Annotated in this window: 13 protein-coding genes and 1 pseudogene; 6 read left to right on the forward strand and 8 right to left on the reverse strand. The window is 60.4% G+C overall.

The window, feature by feature from the left end:
- Positions 1 to 163: 163 nt before the first annotated feature.
- On the reverse strand, positions 164 to 1,330 hold the full coding sequence (locus BLP82_RS22170; protein ID WP_092172981.1) for an MFS transporter: 1,167 nt from the start codon (positions 1,328 to 1,330) through the stop codon (positions 164 to 166).
- A gap of 137 nt (positions 1,331 to 1,467) precedes the next feature.
- Between BLP82_RS22170 and BLP82_RS22175 the strand changes: the two genes are divergently transcribed.
- Both BLP82_RS22175 and BLP82_RS22180 read left to right on the forward strand, forming a co-directional pair.
- On the forward strand, positions 1,468 to 2,859 hold the full coding sequence (locus tag BLP82_RS22175; protein ID WP_092172984.1) for an aminotransferase-like domain-containing protein: 1,392 nt from the start codon (positions 1,468 to 1,470) through the stop codon (positions 2,857 to 2,859).
- A gap of 181 nt (positions 2,860 to 3,040) precedes the next feature.
- Entirely contained in the window at positions 3,041 to 5,182 is a 2,142-nt protein-coding gene (locus tag BLP82_RS22180; protein WP_092172987.1) for a TonB-dependent siderophore receptor, read from the forward strand.
- Between the two features lie 52 nt (positions 5,183 to 5,234).
- Here the strand turns inward: BLP82_RS22180 and BLP82_RS22185 are convergent, their stop codons facing one another.
- Together BLP82_RS22185 and BLP82_RS22190 are read right to left on the reverse strand one after the other, a co-directional pair.
- Entirely contained in the window at positions 5,235 to 5,969 is a 735-nt protein-coding gene (locus tag BLP82_RS22185) for an SDR family NAD(P)-dependent oxidoreductase (RefSeq protein ID WP_092172991.1), read from the reverse strand.
- A 302-nt stretch (positions 5,970 to 6,271) separates the two neighbouring features.
- Entirely contained in the window at positions 6,272 to 6,478 is a 207-nt protein-coding gene (locus BLP82_RS22190) for a tautomerase family protein (RefSeq protein WP_092172994.1), read from the reverse strand.
- Between the two features lie 128 nt (positions 6,479 to 6,606).
- Here BLP82_RS22190 and BLP82_RS22195 point away from each other — a divergent pair, with 128 nt between their 5' ends.
- The gene (locus tag BLP82_RS22195; protein WP_092172997.1) at positions 6,607 to 7,530 is read left to right on the forward strand and encodes a LysR family transcriptional regulator; all 924 of its coding nucleotides are present in this window, start codon (positions 6,607 to 6,609) and stop codon (positions 7,528 to 7,530) included.
- A 51-nt stretch (positions 7,531 to 7,581) separates the two neighbouring features.
- Here BLP82_RS22195 and BLP82_RS22200 read toward each other — a convergent pair whose 3' ends face one another.
- From BLP82_RS22200 to BLP82_RS22210, 3 genes are all read right to left on the reverse strand, one after another.
- Complete coding sequence (locus BLP82_RS22200) at positions 7,582 to 8,016, reverse strand: nuclear transport factor 2 family protein (RefSeq protein ID WP_092173000.1); 435 nt, start codon at positions 8,014 to 8,016, stop codon at positions 7,582 to 7,584.
- A gap of 841 nt (positions 8,017 to 8,857) precedes the next feature.
- On the reverse strand, positions 8,858 to 9,070 hold the full coding sequence (locus BLP82_RS30805; protein WP_139197917.1) for a hypothetical protein: 213 nt from the start codon (positions 9,068 to 9,070) through the stop codon (positions 8,858 to 8,860).
- A gap of 228 nt (positions 9,071 to 9,298) precedes the next feature.
- Positions 9,299 to 10,195 (reverse strand): LysR family transcriptional regulator, encoded by an 897-nt coding sequence (locus BLP82_RS22210; protein ID WP_092173006.1) that lies wholly within the window; start codon positions 10,193 to 10,195, stop codon positions 9,299 to 9,301.
- A 90-nt stretch (positions 10,196 to 10,285) separates the two neighbouring features.
- Here BLP82_RS22210 and BLP82_RS22215 point away from each other — a divergent pair, with 90 nt between their 5' ends.
- From BLP82_RS22215 to BLP82_RS22225, 3 genes are all read left to right on the forward strand, one after another.
- Positions 10,286 to 11,701: an MFS transporter gene (locus BLP82_RS22215; protein WP_092173009.1), complete on the forward strand. Its 1,416-nt coding sequence runs from the start codon at positions 10,286 to 10,288 to the stop codon at positions 11,699 to 11,701.
- The gene (locus BLP82_RS22220; protein WP_092173012.1) at positions 11,698 to 12,972 is read left to right on the forward strand and encodes a glucarate dehydratase family protein; all 1,275 of its coding nucleotides are present in this window, start codon (positions 11,698 to 11,700) and stop codon (positions 12,970 to 12,972) included. The genes BLP82_RS22215 and BLP82_RS22220 overlap by 4 nt, the downstream gene beginning before the upstream one ends.
- A gap of 413 nt (positions 12,973 to 13,385) precedes the next feature.
- Positions 13,386 to 14,570: a porin gene (locus BLP82_RS22225; RefSeq protein ID WP_092173015.1), complete on the forward strand. Its 1,185-nt coding sequence runs from the start codon at positions 13,386 to 13,388 to the stop codon at positions 14,568 to 14,570.
- 290 nt (positions 14,571 to 14,860) lie between these two features.
- Here BLP82_RS22225 and BLP82_RS22230 read toward each other — a convergent pair.
- Both BLP82_RS22230 and BLP82_RS22235 read right to left on the reverse strand, forming a co-directional pair.
- Positions 14,861 to 15,319 (reverse strand): annotated as a pseudogene (locus tag BLP82_RS22230) (cytochrome D1 domain-containing protein); the annotation flags it as partial.
- A 273-nt stretch (positions 15,320 to 15,592) separates the two neighbouring features.
- A complete protein-coding gene (locus tag BLP82_RS22235) occupies positions 15,593 to 16,804 on the reverse strand; it encodes an alpha/beta fold hydrolase (RefSeq protein WP_092173018.1) in 1,212 nt (403 codons plus the stop codon).
- Positions 16,805 to 16,859 lie beyond the last annotated feature (55 nt).

Below are 16,859 nucleotides of genomic sequence, written 5' to 3' on the forward strand. Positions count from 1 at the left end.
TTGAACCGTTAGGTCGACTCCAATTTGTGGCGAGGGGATTTATCCCCGCTGGGCTGCGCAGCAGCCCCCAACAATGTATAAACACCTGCTACAGCGGGTGATGGATTTAAGGGCTGCTGCGCAGCCCAACGGGGATAAATCCCCTCGCCACAAGGGTTTGTGTTCAGCCGTGGGACAGGTGGCTCACATAAGCCTCGGTCCGGACGATGCGCCATCCGGTAACAGACACCGCAGCCAACAACGCCAGGCCGAACACGATCAACGCCACGTCCGCGCCGAAATGATCGGCCAGCAACCCGGTCACCACCACCGGGATGCTGAACCCGACATAGGCGAACAGGAAAAAACCGGCACTGACCCGAGCCTTTTCCGCGCCGGCCATGGCCGTGACGGCCGACAACCCACCCAGGTACAGGAAACCGTAGCAAGCGCTGCTGGCGCCCAGCGCTCCCAGCAACACGGCGAGCAGGGAGCCGGCGCTCGCGCCCCAGGCCAGCAACGCGTAGCTCGCAGGCAGGATCAACAGCCCCAGCCCCGTGGCCCTGGCCGGCGACATGCGCCGCACCCAAGGCTGGAAGAGCAAGCCGCAACTGATGACCGTGAAGGTCGACAGGCCCGACCAACGCTGCAAGTCGTGGGTTGCCAGCACCGACGGCAATATGGCGATGACCAGGCCCGAAGTCGCCCAGGCCAACAGCATGGAAAAGCTGTAGGGCAGGCTGCCGGCGGGAAACAAAGGCAGGCGCAGCAGCGGCGCGTCTTTGATTTTCAGCGCCGGGTCCGGTAGCCGCCAGACCACGACAATCGCCAGGGCGGCCAACAGCAGCTGCAGCCAGAAGCTGCCGGGCGTGGCGCTGTGATGGACGAACAGGAACAGACTGGTCAACGCCGCCCCCAGGCCAAAACCCAGTGAGGTGCTGGCGGTGACCCAGTTGGCCGGCGAGCGGGTATCGCGGGTTGCCATGAGCTCTGTCATATAGGCGGTCGAGGTGGCCGAGGCCAGCCCCGTGCCGACCCCCATCATCAAGCGCGCCACGCCCAGCGCCACCAGGCTTGGCCAGAGCAACGTCACCAGCGTCGCCAACATCGACAGCCCGAGCGCGACCAGGATCAACGGCTTGCGGCCCACCCGGTCGGCCAGTCCACCGAACGCCAGCAGGACCGGCAACACCCCCAGCACATAACCGGAAAACGCCACCGCCGTGGCCCCGGCCCCGGAGCCGGACAATTGCGCGTAGGTGGTGTACAGCGGCGCCTGCAGGTTGACCGCGAGGGTGATCAGGCAGAGGCCGAAAGCCAGCCCCCAGGCATGTCGATGCTGTGGGTTCAAGAGTGTTCCTTAAAGGGTGCGCATGAAGTCCCGGGGACTATCACCGCCGGGCACAACGCAAACAAGGAACAGACGCCGGTCATTTGTGTTTAACTGTTTTCTCGAAAATCGAGAACACTTGGCCAAGAGTGCCCGCTGTGGACCTGAAGATTGATCGCAACACTGCCGAGCCCATGATCCGGCAGCTCGTGACGCACCTCACGGGCTGGATCAACGCCCATGGCATTCGCCCCGGCGCGCGAATGCCGTCCATTCGCCAACTGGCCCGGGAAAATGGCCTGAGCCTGTCGAGCGTGATCAAGGCCTATGACCAACTGGTTGCCAGCGGGGTGCTGGAGTCTCGGCATGGTGCGGGCTTTTTTGTCGCGCAACAGGTGGTCCTGCCGGTGGAGCCGATACCTGAAACGGATAACGTGTCGTGGCAATTGTTCGACAATGAGTCGACGCAGCTCAAACTCGGTTGTGGCTGGCTGCCCGACGCCTGGCGCGACGACACCGACCTGGGACAGGCGATCCGCCAGGTGGTGCGCAGCGACAACCACGCGTTGTTCAACTACAGCACCCCGTTGGGTTCGCCTCATCTGCGCCTGCAGCTTCAAAAACGCCTGGGCCTGATCGACATTCACGTCGACCCGGCACAGATCATCACCACCCAAGGCGCCAGCCAGGGCCTCGACCTGCTGGTGCGAACCCTGCTCAAGCCCGGTGACCTGGTGCTGGTGGAAAGCCCCGGCTACTACAACCTGTTCAATCTGCTGAGGCTGCAGGGGGTCAAGACCGTGGCGGTGCCGAGGACTGCCCAAGGCCCGGACATCGCCCGCCTGGAACAGCTTCTCGGCGAGCACAAACCCTCGTATTTCTTCATCAACAGCATGTACCAGAACCCCACCGGCACCAGTCTGGCGCCGAGCGTGGCCTATCGTCTGCTGCAACTGGCGACGGCCCATGACTTTTGTCTCATCGAGGACGACATCTACGCCGATTTCCAGAATGGCCCGACATCCCGCCTGGCTTCCCTGGATGCCCTGGACCGGGTGATCTACCTGGCGAGTTTTTCCAAGACCTTATCCAGTTCCCTGCGCATCGGTTATGTGGTCGCCCAGCCCGACATCATCCGGCGCCTGGCCGAAGTCAAGATGATTACCGGCATCGGTTGTTCGCTGCTGGCGGAAAACGTGGTAGCGACGTTGCTGGCCAACGGCGCTTATCGCAAGCTGATCCAGCGCTTGCGCCAGCGCCTGAACAAGCAGATGGCAAGTACGCTGCGCCACCTGGACCCGGCCAACTGGGAAGTGTTTGCCGAGCCGATGGGGGGAATGTTCGTCTGGGCCAGGCCTCGGTGCCTGGCGGCGCAACGGGTGCAGCAGATCGCCCGGGAGTTGGAGATCCAATTGTCCCTGGGTTCGACGTTCCTGCCCCAAGGGGAGGCGTGCGACTGGTTGCGGTTGAATGTGGCCTATACCCAGGACCATCGTGCGCAGGTGTTCTTCCAGCGGGTGGAGCAGGAGTCGATTGTGGTGGGCCTGTAGGGCATGGGGAGATTGTTCTGGCGCCATCGCGAGCAAGCTCGCGATGGCTGACTAAATAGTCACGAAATATCCGGCGTTAATGGGAATAGATATCAAACAACAATGAGTTGCTGTATCTTTCGCGATACATTCTTGTCAGCTTCCCGATGTGGAGGCTTTTTTCCATTAGGATTGTGCATCGATGCGTCGGATACTCGTTTCACTGTGTGTGCTCCAGGCTTACTCCGTTTCCACCTGGGCCGAACAGCCAGTCCCAGCCAAGCCGGCCTCCCTTGAGCTGCAAGCCACGGATATCGTCGGTAGCGCCGACTATGAATCAGCCCAGGGTCCAGTGAAGGGCTATCACGCCACCCGTTCGGCCAGTGCCACCCGTACCGACACGGCGATCCATGAAACCCCGCAGTCCATTTCCGTCGTGTCCCGCGATGTGGTCGAAGACCTGAGCGCCACACGCTTGCAAGATGCTCTTGATTACGCCGGCGGTGTGGGCCGGGCCAACAACTTCGGCGGCCAGGGCCTGACCACCTTTACTGTGCGCGGTTTCACCACCGGGGAGTTCTACCGCAACGGTTTCCCGATCAACCGTGGCTACCCGAACATGCCGGACGCCAACACCATCGAGCGGCTGGAAGTCCTGCGCGGCCCGGCCACTATGCTCTATGGCCGTGGCGATCCGGGCGGTACCTTCAACGTGGTGTCCAAGCAACCGTTGGCCGAGCGCACGGTGACCCTGGGCAGCCAGGTCAGCGATCAGGGGATGCGTCGCGGTACGCTGGATGCGTCCGGCCCATTGGACGAAGAAGGGCGCTTGGCTTATCGCTTGAACGTGATCGGCGAGGGCGGCGATACGTTCCGCGACCACGTCGAGACCGAGCGCTACGGCGTCGCGCCGGTGGTCTCCTGGCAGGTCAACGACACCACGCGCCTGATTTTCGAAGGTGATTTCATGCGCAACAATGCGCCGCTGGACCGTGGCCTGACCCATTACGCCGGCCAGCGCGGCACCGCCTCGCGCGATACGTTCTTCGGCGAGAAAGATGCCGGCAAGCTGCACAACGATAACAACATGCTGCAGGTGCGTTTCGAGCACATGCTCAACGACGACTGGACCCTGGCCGGCGGAACCCAATGGCTCGACGGCACCTTGCAGGGCAATGCCGTCGAAGGCAACGGCATCGCCGCCGATGGCCGCACCCTGGGGCGCAACTTCAACTACCGCAAATTGGAGTGGACCGATCGGGACACCCAACTCAACCTCACCGGGCATTTTTCCACGGGCGGGTTCGAGCACACATTGTTGACGGGCGTCGAGTATGAAGACTACGACTACCAATCCATCATCCAGCGTTCCTCCGGCGCTGTCGGTGCCTACCCGATCGATATCTTCGACCCGGTGCATGGCCAGCCACGCCCGGCATTGACGCGCAAGCCCACCGATGACCAGGAAAACCTCAAGACGTTTGGCGTGTTCGTCCAGGATCAGGTGGCGCTGACTGAGCGTTTGAAGTTGTTGGCGGGGGCAAGGTTTGAGCGATTCGAGCATCAGTATGAGAGTTTCGTCCCCCAGAACCCGCCTGGTAGCCGGAACTGGGACGTCACCGACAGCGCCGTCACCCCGCGCCTGGGTATGATCTATGACCTGACCGACACCGTGGCGGTCTATGCCAATACCGCACGCTCGTTCAAACCCAACACCGGTGCCAGACTCCAGGGCGGAGGGTTCAAACCGGAAGAGGGTAAGTCCTACGAAATGGGGATCAAGTGGGAAGCGCTGGAGCGTCAGTTGAGCGTCGACGCGGCGATCTACCAGATTGAAAAGCGCAACGTCCTCACGCCCGACCCGCAGGATGCAACATTCAACGTGGCCGCTGGCGAAGTGCGCAGTCGCGGATTTGACTTGAACGTGGCGGGCAATTTGACGCCGCAATGGCGCGTGATCGGTGGCTATGCCTATGTAGATGCCGAAGTGACCAAGGACATCAGCATCCCGTCCGGCACTCGCCTGCTCAACGTGCCCAAGAACTCCTTCAGCCTGTTGAACGTCTACGAGTTCCAGGACGGTGGCCTCAAGGGACTCGGCCTTGGCGTAGGTGCCAAGTACGTTGACGAGCGGGCCGGCAATACTGCGGCCAGCACCTTTACCATGGACAGCTACACCGTCGTGGACTTGCTCGGCTACTACAAGGTCAACGAGCGAATCCGCCTCAACCTGGACCTGAAGAACCTGTTTGACGCCGACTACGAAGAGGGTGCATTCGGTGGCGTATATGCCTACCCGGGTGCACCGCGGACGGTACAGGCCGGGATTTCCTACACCCTTTGAAGTCGCGCGCAGTCCAGGTGGGAGCGAGCAAGCTCGCTCCCACAGTTTTTTCCTACCACTTACCGGTGCTCATCCCACCGTCCACCGGCAGTATCGCGCCCGTCGTGAAATCAGCGCCCGCCAGGTACAACACGGCCTCGGCAATTTCCTCGATGGTGCCCACGCGACCGGCCGGGGCCAGATTGTCGAGGAAGTCGCGGTGCGCCGGGTCGTGCATGGGCGTGTCGATGATGCCGGGGGCGACCGCGTTGACCTTGATGTTGTGGGGCGACAGTTCAAGGGCCAGGGCGCGGGTCATCTGGTTGACGCCGCCCTTGATCAACACCGGCAGCGCCGCCGGCACCTGGATGTTCGGTTGCAGCGCCACGGCGGCTGAAATGTTGATGATGAAGCCGCGCTGGCGCCCGATCATGTGCGCCGCTGCGGCCTGGCTGGCGTAGACGAGGCCCTTGAGGTTGGTGTCCAGCAGCGCGTCCAGGTCCTGGGGGCTGTATTCGACGAAGGGTTTTGGCAGGAAGAAACCGGCGTTGTTCACCAGCCCGTCAACGGCGCCAAACGCCTCGACAGCTTGGGCAATGAGGGCGGTTGAAGTGGCCGGATCAGCGATGTCACCGGCCACGGCCATGAAACCGGCCGGGTGGCCGAGCTGGGCGGCGGCAGCGTCCAGTCCGGACGAAGAGCGGGCATTGCCCACCACGTTATACCCCCGGGCCAGGAACGCCTTGACCAAACCCAGGCCGATCCCGCTGGAAGCGCCGGTAATGATGACGGTTTTGTTGAGGCTCATGATTGACTCCTGATCACATTGAATGGAACCGATGCGCCTGTATGGCGGTGGTTGAGCTCAGGGTATTGATGCCTCAGGGTTTGATAAATAAGGCTTCTGGTACTTGAGTTGATACTTCATGTAATCAATCTCGAACACCCCATAAACCCCTGTGGGAGCGGGCTGCTCGCGAAGGCGGTATATCAGCCGACTCAAATGTCGACTGACACACCGCCTTCGCGAGCAAGCCCGCTCCCACAAGGGGAATCACCAGGCAGAAAAAAGCCCGGTCAGTTGGACCGGGCTCGGGAGGGGCAGAGCGTTTATTCCTTGGGAAGACTTCGATACTCGGTGGTCGTCATCCCCGCATAACCCCAGTTATCCGTATCCACTTCCTCGATCACGATATGGGTCAAGTGAGGGTCCTTGCCCAGCACGCGCTGGAGGGTTTCGGTGATTTCGGCAATCACCTGGGCTTTCTGTTCACGGGTGACGCCGTCTCGGGTAATTCGCACATTGACGAAAGGCATGTTGCACTCCAACGGATGGGAAATGGACGCAGGACAACGCCCGCGTGTTGCGAGGCCACTGTATTTATACGCCACGGGCTGATAAACAGTGCTTTGGAAACTTCAGTTGATACGCGGTGTAACGAATCATGAAGCGTCATTTCGAAGACCTGCAGTTGGGCAGCATAGAACTGTTCTGCCTCGCGGCGGAGGCGGGCAGTTTCACGGCTGCGGCGCAGTTGGCGGGCGTTACCCCGGCGGCGGTGAGCCGCTCGATCTTTCGCCTGGAGGAGCGCCTGGGCTCGCGGCTTTTCGTGCGCACCACCCGCAGCATCCGCCTGACCGAAGCCGGCAAGACCTATTTCGAACAATGCCGGCAAGCGCTGACGCAACTGGTCGAGGCACAACAGGAAATGATGGGCGCCCAATCGGTGCCGTCCGGGCAACTGCGCATCAGCTTGCCCACCACCTACGGTCATCACCGCATCCTGCCCTTGCTGCCGGCCTTTCGGGCGTTGTACCCGCAGGTCAGCGTGGACCTGCACCTGAGCAATCGAAACATCGATTTCGTCGCCGAAGGGTATGACCTCGCCATCCGGGTGCGAGCCCAGCCGGACTCGTCGATGATCGCCCGGTTGCTGGAAAACGCGAAACTGGTGGTAGTCGCCTCTCCGGATTACCTGCGCAAGGCCGGCACGCCGCAGGTTCTTGAAGACCTGGACGACCATGAGTGCATCCAGTTCGAATTGCCCAGCAGCGGGCGACGGATTTCCTGGTTGTTCAATGTCGAGGGCAAGGAAAAGGAGGTGTTCGGCGAAGGAGGGTATTGCTGTTCGGACGACGTGCTCGGCGGCGTGACACTGGCCAAACACGGCGCCGGCTTGTTCCAGACCTACAAATTCATCGTGGAGCAGGAGCTGGCCAATGGGCAATTGGTGGAGGTACTTGCGCCTTTTGCGGGGCGCTCGCGTCCGTTTACCTTGCTGTATCCCCATGGCCGGTATGTGCCGCAACGGGTGCGTGCCTTCGTGGACTTCCTGTTGGAGTACCGGCAGCACTGGTCCGGAGCCTGACAAAACCCCCTCCCCACAATGAATCACATCAGTTTTGCGTTCAGCCAGCGATCAGAACCGAAACGCCTGACGACCGATCAACAGCCACTTGCCATCTTTCTGCTTCTGCCAGATCTGGAAGTTTTCGATTTCCGTTGGCACCACCTCAGTGCCTTTGAGCGCCTGTGCCGAGAAGTGATTGCGCACCAGCGCAGTGTCCCCGGACAAGGTGATCTTCTGGTTCTGCATTTCCAGGGTCTTGAATGCGCTCTTGCCCGTTTCGATGTCGGCGATGAAGGCTTTCTTATCCTGGATGTTGCCGCTGGAGTGCCCGTAGGTGAGGTTCTCGGCGGCCAGGGCCTGGAGTTGGGGGATGTCTTTATGCAGCATGGCCTGGGTCAGGTGGTCGACGGCCCGGGCCACTTCCTGCTCGGCCGCTGACGTGGCAGCCGCTGCGTAGCCGCTGAACAGGCACAGGAAGCTGATGGCAAGTGTGGTCTTCTTCATGGGGGTTCCTTGTTTTTGTTGTATCGGAGAAGGACGAGCGTTACATTCTCATCGGTCATCGTATAACTTCGAGGGGAAGCCGGGAATAGCCAATGCGCCGGTTAATTTCTGAAGGAGCCAAATCAGTGGGGACCGCGACCCCCCTGTGGCCAGGGGGGCAACAAATCGCCCGCGAACTGCAGATCCAATTGTCCCAGGGTTCGACCTTTCTGCCCCCCGTGCAAGCGGATAGAAAAGGAGTTGATGGCGGCGCTGCGGTGCTCTGGTCTGTCTGTGAGGATGCTCTTGACTACTGGTGTTAAAAACTTATGGTATTGGATATATCTCGCTTGTTTCTGAGATTTCAATCGAGTGCTCTTTAAAATTAAGATCTTTGTAATTAAGTATGCCGGCAGAAACGGATCTAAAATAAAAATTTCTGAACGCTCCATCTTTGCTGTCGATATAAATTTTTGTCGTCAGGATGCACGTTCTTGAAGTCATCTTCGGTGTAAATTCTCATGATGGTTTCTCCATTGGTGGGAGATGTTATTCTTCTTGCTGTTTATTGTGAGGCGCATTGTCTGAGCTCACGGTTTTTATATTTTTTTAGCTGTTGCAGAGGGCGATTTATTCCGTTTGGCTGGGCATGCTCCAAAAATGTATTTTCGGCAGCGGTCAGGGTTTTGAGCGGTGACCCGATGCAAGCTGCCCCGGCGTCATCGCTTCCTCCTCGCCACCAACGCCTATATGAACAGCGGGCAGGAGCCTGAAGGACGAGGCCAGGTGCAAGGGGCTCTGAGGCAGTTGAGCCTGGTCTTGCGGCCAGGCTCGTATGCTCTTGATAGGCTTTATCAGAAGTTCAGAAATCAGGTCGAGCGATGGGATAATCGAGCTCGGGAAGTCGAACTTCAGAAAGCTCCGAGAGATCATTTGAGTGTTCCCTGAAATTCATATCCTCATATTTGATTCTCCCTTTTTCAATCGATTTGAAGTAGCCTGAGACATTCGAGCCATTGACACAAATTAATAGCTTGTCGCCGGATTTATAATTTTTAAAGTCGTCTGCAGTCATGCCCATGATCGTGCTCTCCAAGGATGGAAGAGTCTATTGTTTTCGCTGTGCATTGAGGTGGGTACTGTCAGAGTTGACAGTTTTTTATAGTTTTCAAGGGGTGGTGGCTATTTGTATATTCTGTTTGGTTATTTCATGTTCTCGCTTGGTCCCATGCTTCGTGAAGTCAACCGAAAACCAGAAGCCAAGTACGGTCCTTGGGCGAGGCGTTACAGCCAGTTTTCGGGGTCACATTCCATCGCGAACCGCCCCCCTAATCCCCTCCAGCAACATGGTAAACGCCGGGTTGTCGTTGTCCTCGCGCCACACCAGGTGCAACTCGCTCTGCACCCCTTCGCCCAGGTCGATCTCACGGAACACCACCTGCTTGAACACCACGCTGGTGGCGCAACGCGGTACCAGGGCCAGGCCCATGCCGGCGTTGACCAGGGCCAGGATCGTCAGCGACGACCCCAACCATTGCACGAATTGCGGCGCGACCCGGGCCGAGCGCAGCATGCCGGTGAGCAGTTCGTTGAAGGGCGGGTAGGCGGCGTGGGAGTACATCAGGAATGGTTGGCCATCCAGGTCCTGGACGCTGATGACTTCGGCGCTGGCCAACGGATGCCCGGCCGGAACCGCCAGCACGAAGGGTTCGCGCACCAGGCACTCGGTGGCATAGCCGGTTTCCAAAAGCGGTGAGCGGACGATCCCCAGGTCAATGCGCCGTGCCCGCAAGGCTTCGTGCTGCTGGTAGGTGTTCATTTCCGCCAGGACGATCTTGACCTGCGGCTGCTTCAACCGCGCTTCGGCAATCACCTTGGGCAAAAACTCGTACACCGCGCTGCCGACGAAGCTGATGGTCACCGAACCGATGTCGCCCTGGGCGAAACGCCGGGCCGCCACGGCGGCTTGTTGCGCCTGTTCCAACAGGTTCTGCGCTTCGATGAAAAACGCCCGGCCGGCGGCGGTGAGTGCCACGCTGCGGGTGCTGCGGGTGAACAGTTCGACGCCCAGGTGATGTTCCAGCAATTGGATCTGCCGGCTCAGCGGTGGCTGGGTCATGTTCAGGCGTTCGGCGGCGCGACGGAAGTTGAGTTCGGTCGCCACGGTGGTGAAGCAGCGCAACTGGGCTAGTTCAAACATTGATTCAATCCAGGTATCAATCAAGTGCCAAGTTAGATTAGACGGGAACAATCCACCGCGTCCATCATCGTCCCGTTCCCCACAAAAACAATGATCGGGAGGCACCCCTTGAATAACGTAACGGACTCCACCCATGACAGCACCCTGGCGCTCGCGGCGGCCAAGGTCAAACGTCATGTACTGCCGTTGGTGGTGGTGATGTTCATCGTCAACTACATCGACCGGGTCAACATCGGCTTCGTGCGCAGCCATCTGGAAACCGACCTGGGCATCGGCGCTGCCGCCTATGGGCTCGGCGCCGGGTTGTTCTTCGTCGGCTACGCGCTGTTCGAAGTCCCGTCCAACATGCTGTTGCAACGCTACGGCGCCAGGGCCTGGCTGACGCGCATCATGTTCACCTGGGGCGCGGCGGCGATGGCCATGGCCTTTGTGCAAGGTGAAACCAGCTTCTATGTGCTGCGCTTCATTCTTGGCGCCGCGGAGGCGGGCTTCTTTCCCGGCATCATCTACTACTTCACCCAGTGGCTGCCCGCCAACGAGCGCGGCAAGGCGATGGCGATCTTTCTCAGCGGTTCGGCCATCGCCTCGGTGATTTCCGGCCCGGTGTCCGGCGCCTTGCTGCACATCAGCGGGATGGGCCTGCATGGCTGGCAATGGATGTTCCTGATCGAAGGTTTTGCCTCCATCGTGCTGTGCGGGTTTGTCTGGTTCTGGCTGCAATCGCACCCGAGCCAGGCCAAATGGCTGACCGCTGAAGAGAAAGCCGTATTGATCGCCGCCATCGCCGAAGAGCAGCGGGCCCGGGAAGCCGCGCAAGTGATCAAGCCGTCGATGTTCAAGTTGCTGGCCGACCGACAGATCGCGCTGTTCTGCTTCATCTATTTCTCCATCGCCCTGACCATCTACGGTGCCACGTTCTGGCTACCGAGCATGATCAAGAAAATGGGGAGCCTGGGGGACTTCCAGGTCGGTTTGCTCAATTCCATTCCGTGGATCATTTCCATCGTCGCGATGTACGGCTTTGCCGCCCTGGCCGGCAAATGGAAATTCCAGCAGGCGTGGGTCGCGGTGACGCTGGTGATCGCTGCGTTCGGCATGTTCATGTCCACCACCGGCGGGCCGATCTTCGCCTTCGTGGCGATCTGTTTCGCGGCCATCGGTTTCAAGGCGGCCTCGGCGTTGTTCTGGCCGATTCCCCAGGGTTACCTGGATGCGCGCATCGCGGCGGCGGTGATCGCCCTGATCAACTCCATCGGCAACCTCGGCGGCTTCGTCGCGCCCACGGCTTTCGGTTTCCTGGAGCAGACCACTGGGTCCATCGAGGGCGGCTTGTATGGGCTGGCCGCCACCTCGCTTGTCGCCGCCGTGGTGATCTTTTTCGCCCGCACCACGCCGAAGCGCGATACCCCGAACTCACTGTCCGGCCGGCCCGAAACCGTTGCCGAAGCCAATCAGCCGGAAAAAAACCAAGCCTTGAACCCTGGCCCATCGGGAGCCGCTGTATGAAGATCAAACGCGTCACCGTGACACCCATCGCTTTTCGCGATCCACCTTTGCTCAACGCCAGCGGTATCCATGAGCCGTTCGCGCTGCGCTCGATCATCGAGATCGAGAGCGACAACGGTTACATCGGCCTGGGGGAGAGCTACGGCGATGCCCCGGCCCTGGCGATCCAGCAGCAGTTGCAGAGCCAGTTGATCGGCCTGGACCCGTTCAACCTCAATCAGTTGCGGGCCATCGTCCAGGCGACCGTCGCCGCGCAGAAACCGGCCAGCGTTGCCGGTGCCGAACTGGCACCGGGTTCCCATGCGAGCAAGGCGGTGAGCAATGCCTACTCGGCGTTCGAAGTGGCCTGCCTGGATTTGCAGGCCCACTACTTGAACGTGCCACTGGTGGACCTGCTGGGCGGCGCGATTCGCGACGAGGTCCCGTTCAGTGCCTACCTGTTTTTCAAGTACGCCGAGCACATCGATTCGCCGTACCCGCCCGACAGTTGGGGCGAGGCGCTCAACGAACAGCAGATCGTCGCCCAGGCCCGGCGGATGATCCAGGACTATGGCTTCAAGAGCATCAAGCTCAAGGCCGGCGCCCTCGATCCGGAACATGAAGTGGCGTGCATCAAGGCACTGAAACAGGCCTTTCCCGGCTACCCGTTGCGCATCGATCCCAATGCCAACTGGTCCCTGGAGACTTCGATTCGCATGGCCGAGCTGCTGGGGGATGACCTGCAGTATTACGAAGATCCGACGCCAGGGCTGGAAGGCATGGCCGAACTGCACAAGCGCACGGGGCTGCCGCTGGCGACCAATATGGTGGTCACCGATTTCGATGAGTTCCGCCGCAGCGTGGCCCTGGACAGCGTGCAGATCGTCTTGGCCGACCACCATTACTGGGGTGGTCTGCGGGACACCCAGGCCCTGGCGAAAATGTGCAGCACCTTCGGCCTGGGCGTATCGATGCATTCGAACTCGCACCTGGGCATCAGCCTCATGGCCATGGCCCACGTGGCGGCCGCGGTGCCGAACCTGGACTACGCCTGCGACACCCATTACCCGTGGCAGGAGCCGGATGAAGAAGTGATCAAGGGCGGCAAACTGCCGATTGTCGACGGCTGCGTGAAGATCACCCGGGCGCCGGGCCTTGGCTTGGAATTGGACCGGGATCAATTGGGCAAGCTCCATGACCAGTTCCTCAGTTGCGGCATCCGCCAGCGCGACGATGTGCGGCAGATGCAGCGCTACCGGCCGGAGTGGAAGACCGTCAAGCCGAGGTTCTGAGCTGATAGCGAGGGGGCCTGCTGCGCAGGCCAGCGGGAGCAAGCTCCTGTGGCGAGGGGATTTATCCCCGTTGGGCTGCGCAGCTGCCCCCTGGATCTGTCAGGCAGGTTTTAGGGCCGCTTCGCGCCCCAACGGGGATAAATCCCCTCGCCACAAGGTCAGTGGTATTTAGCTCCGACCCTACACCCTCCCAGCCCACCCAGCGGCCCACACCCAAAGTATCGCACCCGTCGGCAAGGCAGTCTTACACCCAAGCTGTCGCGCCCCTCGACCTCGCCGTCTTACACCCAAACTGCCGCGCCGGGCCGGCGCTTCCAAAGCATTCGCCAATTGCCTCCAAGGCAGCGTATGACGCGCCCTGGCACCTTTCGATAATCGCCTCCGACATCCCGTCCCCTGTTGCGGAGCGCGCCATGCACAACAATAAAAATACCTGCCTGCGTTTTTTGCCTGCGGTCATCGCCGGTCTTTCCAGCCTGGGCCTGACGTCTTGGGCCAACGCTGAAATCATGCTGTATGACAAGGACCAGACCACCTTTTCCACCGACGGCTACATCAACGCCTTTTACGTCAACAGCGATGTGGACCGCGCGGGTGAGCAGTACGACCGTCGGCAGGCGCGGGTCAAGATGGGCTTTTTGCCCAACTACCTGGGTTTCAACATGGGCAAGCAGGTCGATGACCTCAAGCTCGGCGCCCGGGCTTCGTTCTGGGTGACCATCAACGACAGTGAAACCAATGGCACCGACACCGCCATCGACGTGCGCCAGTTCTACGGCACCGTGGCCAATCCGGAGTGGGGCGAAGTGCTGATCGGCAAGGACTTCGGCCTGTTTGCCCGCTCCAATATCCTGCTGGACGAACTGCTCGCCGGTTATGGTCAGGTCAGCGACACCCTGGGGCTGGTGGACGGCGGTGGCGTCTCGTTCGGCAACATCGGCAGCGGTTACCCGTACCCGTTCCCGACTTCGCAGATCACTTATCGCACGCCGGTGATGGACGGGCTGCGGGTGGCGGTGGGGATCATGGACCCGGTGGACACCAACGACAACAGCGCTACCGGCAAGGCCTATCAGGAAAACCCGCGCACCGAGAGCGAGATCACCTACCAGTTCGACCTGGGCGGGGCGAAGATCTACAGCTGGCTCAACGGCAGCTACCAGACCTCGGACAACACCGACTCCACCGTCGAGTCGGTAACTTCCAAAGGCCTGGGGTATGGCGTGCAGGCGAAGATGGGGGGGGTGTCGCTCACCGGCTCGGGGTTCCAGGCCAAGGGCATCAACCCGTTCTTCACCAACAACGCCGGTGAAGCCACCCTGCGCAATGTCGACAGCAAGGGCTACCTGTTGCAGGGCTCGTACAAGCTGGGCAAGAACCGCCTGGCGCTGTCCTACGGCAAGACCGATGACGACGGCAACGGCGTGGTAGGCAGTGGCGCCGATTACGAAACCCGGGGCATCGCGCTGTTCCATGACATCAACGACAACCTCAAGCTCGTGGCCGAGTACAACCAGTTCGAAATCAACGGCCACGACACCAGTGCCCAGAACGAAGACACCGATACCTTCGCGGTGGGGGCGGTGCTTACCTGGTAAGGGTGACCCCCTTCAGCTGAGGCGTGTCAGGTCGGCTTTTGGGGCTGCTGCGCAGCCCAGCGGGAGCAAGCTCCTGTGGCGAGGGGATTTATCCCCGTTGGGCTGCGCAGCAGCCCTCAGACCGGGCAACCCGGTGTATCAGTCTGATCAAATGAGAAGCTTATAGGGGCTGCTGCGCAGCCCAACGCGGATAAATCCCCTCGCCACAATAGGCATTCCAACTGGACACCGTCGCAGTCTTTTGTGGCGGGGAAGTTTGCTCCCGGGGGCTGCGCATCAGCCCCCTTTTTTCAGTGGGATGTCCCCTCGGCGAACTCGATCTTGTTGCCGACGTTGTACTTGCCCGAAGGCTTGTTCATGGGCAGGCGCTTGATTTCCTCCAGGGTGTCGCTGTCGTAGACGATCAGCGCGCCATTGGTGTCCCAGATACTCAGCAGCAAGTAGCGCCCGTCGCGGGTGAACTCGACGTGGGCGGCGGTCTTTCCGGGCATGGGTCGCAGGGTGTGGGCGATTTCCAGGGTCTGTTTGTCGATCAGGTGGATGGCGTCGTTGTCGGGGCCGAAGAACACATCGGTCCAGGCGTAGCGAGAGTTGGCATGGCTGCGCAGGAAGAAACCCGGCCCCAGGGTGGGGATCTGCTTGATGACTTTCCAGGTGTCGAAGTCGATCTCCGAGATCAGCCCCTTGCTGATGTTGGGCGTGGCGAGCACCCAGTGTCCATCGCGTTTCCAATAGGTTCCCGAGCCCATTGCGGCATGACTTCAACCCGGGTGGGGAGGTGCAGATTGTGCGATTCATGAATATGAGCGGGGGTTAAGGGCTTGCGCGGAATTTTCCACGGTCGGTACTGCGGCTAACAGTCAGAATCGAGCCTTGTCCCTCCTCCTCCCTTCAAGACCTAGCACACAAGCTGAGCTTGCTCGTGATGACGTCGGCACATTCAATCCCGATGCAAGCTGAACCGCCGCTATCGCGAGCAAGTTCAGCTCCCATGGGTTTTGCCCAGCGCCCTATCCGGTAAGTCAGACCACCGTCGATTCGAGGGTCGATTCCAGGAAGCGGAAGGCGGTGTGTTTCGAGCGATGGGTCGACTCGAAGAACGCCAGGTGGCTGCCATCACGCTCGACATGCAGCAAGGCGTCATTGATGGACTCGGCAATGTGCTTGGAACCACCAATGTGGGTGGTTTCATCGGAGTCGCCGGCGACGACCAGGGTGGGCGCCGTGATCTGCTCCAGCCGCGACTTCAACTCAGTCTTGTTCAGCGCATCGTTGAGTCGCGCATAGCGATAGAACAGCTCTTCGTTGACATAAGGGTAGAGCGCCGCATGGGCGATGGAGTCCGGAATGGTCGCCAGGGTCGCCTGGTCCAGAAACAACGCCTGCAGGTCGCTGGCTTCGTTGCGGTCCACGGCGGCCGATTCCATCAGCCACTCGAAGTTCTGCTGGTGGGTGGTGCGCAGGCTGTCGTCGCCCAGGTTGTAATCGCCGTGCCACAGGCTCAGGGAATTGACCCGGTCGGTGTGGATGGCAGCCGCGCTGAGGGCGATCACCGCGCCACCGCAGATACCCATCAAGTGCGCGCTTTGCAGGCCATAGTGGTTCATCACATTGATCAGGTCACCCACCTGGGCGTCGGTGTCCACGGACAACTGATCGAAGGAGGTGCAGGAACCGAACAGCCCGCGGGTTTCCCAGGTGACCACGAAAAACCTTTCACTCAGCGCATTGAACCAGTCGCGACACAAGTCGAACGGCATGCCGCAGGGCAGGGCGAGGACGATGGCCGGGCGGTTTCGATCGGTGCTGGCATGCACCGACAGCGCCACGTTGTCGCGGGTAATCAGGTGCAGTGTCTCGACCTCGGGCACGGCCCCGCTGAAATCGAAGTGTCTGACCAAGCGCCCGAAGTCCTTGGCACTGTCGACATCGTCGAAGTGGCCATAGGTAAACTCGAGCGCCTGGCAGATTTTCTTGCTGATGAACATCTCGAAAGACGACAGCTGCGCCTCGCCGTCATGCACGTACTGCACGGCTTTGACGCCGATCCTGGCGAACGCGGCGCTGACCGCGCGTTCCGTGGCTCTCACGCTGGAGGAAGCCTGGTCGGGCGCCACGTCACTGCCCTGGGCCAAAAAGCTCAGGCAGATAGGATCGGGCAAATGGATGGCAAGGTGCCTAAGCATCCTTACGGTCTCACACAGGCGCGTCGCTGCGTCGGTGGAAGTAGTCATGGATTGGGGACTCCTGTCAGGCACGTTGCGCATGCCAACTGTCATATGGCATTGA

The organism is Pseudomonas sp. NFACC37-1, from assembly GCF_900101575.1.
GTDB classification, from domain to species: Bacteria; Pseudomonadota; Gammaproteobacteria; order Pseudomonadales; family Pseudomonadaceae; genus Aquipseudomonas; species Aquipseudomonas fluorescens_AA.